The following is a 2,209-nucleotide window of genomic DNA, read 5'->3' as shown; positions in this document are numbered from 1 at the left end:
CGGCGGCACGGCGCGGGGTGGTGCGGTGGTCGGCGGTGCGGCAGCGGGCGCCGACTGGGGGCGTTCGCGCACCGCGGGCCGCTCGTCCGGCGCGACCGCTTCGAGCCCGTCGAGCGCTTCCAGCAGCACTTCGCCCTGGCCGTGGATGTTGCCGATGGCCACCAGCGACGCGGTGTCGTCGATGTCGGCCAGGATCGCGTCCAGCAGCTCCTCGGCCGAGCGGGCGCCGCCGAGGTCGTTGACGACGTCCTGCCACTCCTCGCCGATGGTCGACCGCGCGCTGCGGGTCGGGTCGCCGATCAGCACGACCCGGTCGGGGTCGATCCGGGCGACCAGCTCGCCCATCTGCCGGTTGCGCTCGACCCGGTCCGGCCGGCAGTTGATCACCACGTGCAGCGGGCGGGCGATCGAACCCTGCTCCAGCAGCCGCTCGATGTTCATCAACGTCGACTCGGGGTCGTTGGCGGCGAACACGTTGGCGAGCTTGACCACCTTGCCGTCCGCCACGCGGGTCTGCACGGAGAGCACACCGGGGTCCGGCGGCGCGGACCACATGCCCGTCAGCGCGAGCTGCCGGTTGACGCCCAGCAGCTCCGCCACGGCCAGCGCGATCGCCACGTTCTCCTTGAAGGTGACCCAGCCGAACCCGGCCATCTCCTCGTCGGTGACCGACTCGGGGTCGACCGCGATCAGCTCGCAGTCCCGCTTGGCCGCCTCCTGCTCCAGGATGTGCAGCCGGTCGCGCTCGGCCGTCACGCAGATCCCGCCGACCGGCATGGACCGGCTCAGCGAGCGGGCCACGTCGTCGAGCGTGGGGCCCATCTCGGCCAGGTGGTCCTCGCGGACGTTGCACAGCACGCCGATGGTCGACTGGATCAGCTTGCTCTGGTTGATCTCCTGGAGGTCCGGCATCACCGCCATGCACTCGATCACCAGCACGTCGGACCGGTAGGCGGCGGCGCGGCGCACGATGCCGATCTGCTCCACGACGTTCGCGATGCCCCACTTGCGGTAGACGGGTTCCTCGCTGCCGTCGGGGTGGATGAACCGCGCCGCCGTGCCGGTCGTCTTCGCCGTGGTGACGAGCCCGCCGCCGCGCAGCGCGCCCGCGCACAGGCGGGTGATGGAGCTCTTGCCGCGGATGCCGTTGACGAGCACCCGCTGCTCGATGCGGTGCAGGTGGGCGAAGTGCTTGCGCTGTTCCAGCACGCCGCAGACGAGCAGGCCCGTGGTGAGGACCAGGAAGACCACGTACAGGTAGGTCACGCCGAACCCCGCCCGACCTTGGGACGCGGGGGTTCCGGCGCCGGCCTGCGCGGCGCGGCGTGCCTGGTCCGCGCGGAACGCTCGGCCGGACGCTCGGCGTGACGCTCGGCCGGACGTTCGGCGTGACGTTCGGCCGGACTTTCGGCCGGCCGTTCGGCGTGACGCTCGACGTGACGTCCCGAACGGTCCGGCGCACGTTCCGGAGCCCGTTTCGCGTGTGGTTCGACCGGCTTCATCAGCATCGTCGGGTCGGTGGCCGCGCCGCGCGGGCGGCGGACCTCGCCGAGGCGGTCCGGCCCCTGCACCACGGCCTGGCGGCAGATCTCCAGGCAGGACGCGATCGTGCCGATCTCGTCGTGCCGCTGGGGGTAGATCACCGCCTGCAGGTCGCCCGCCACCATCCGGTCGGCCGCGCGCGCCACCCGGCGCAGCGGCCCGAGCACGGTGAACAGCAGCCACCCGTACCCGAACAGGGCGATCAGCGCGGTGATCAGCGCGACGAGTTGGACGTGCCGACGGGCCTCGTTCACCGGCAGCGCGAGTTCGACGCCGGGCAGCTCGGTCACGACCGTCCAGCCCAGCGCCTCGACGTCGCCGCCGCGCAGGGCGGCGGAGGCCACGATCGACGGCCCGTCCGAACCGGGCCGGATCTCGCCGACGACGTCGCCGCGCTGGGCGAGCGCCGCGCTGTCGCGCAGGCCGGTGTCGGTCACCTCCTCGAAGGCGACGAACCCGTCCGTGGCGTTGACGGTCCGGAAGCCCCGGTCGACCACGCGGGCGTGCCCGGGGACGTGGTCCAGCAACGTGCGGAGGTGGTCGAGGTCGAACTCGCCGACCACCGCCGTGCCGCGGCCGGGGACGGGCACCTCCGCGAAGACCACCGGCACCCGGCCGGACTGGTCCTGCTGGCGCAGGCCGGCGGCCGCGGCGGGCGGCTCGGCTC

2 protein-coding genes are annotated in these 2,209 nt (G+C 73.3%); both read right to left on the bottom strand.

Annotated features, from left to right (window positions below):
* A partial coding sequence (pgsB, locus tag ACFQ3T_RS36070; protein ID WP_380730567.1) for a poly-gamma-glutamate synthase PgsB occupies positions 1-1,266 on the bottom strand: 1,266 nt, incomplete at its 3' end.
* Positions 1,263-2,209: HAMP domain-containing protein (locus tag ACFQ3T_RS36065; protein ID WP_380730565.1), on the bottom strand; the 947-nt coding region annotated here is incomplete at its 5' end. The genes pgsB and ACFQ3T_RS36065, both read right to left, overlap by 4 nt.

This window comes from Saccharothrix hoggarensis (genome assembly GCF_042678885.1).
Lineage (GTDB): Bacteria > Actinomycetota > Actinomycetes > Mycobacteriales > Pseudonocardiaceae > Actinosynnema > Actinosynnema hoggarensis.
The sequence above is the reverse complement of the archived record's forward strand: the minus strand, read 5'-3'. Positions and strand labels throughout refer to the sequence as shown.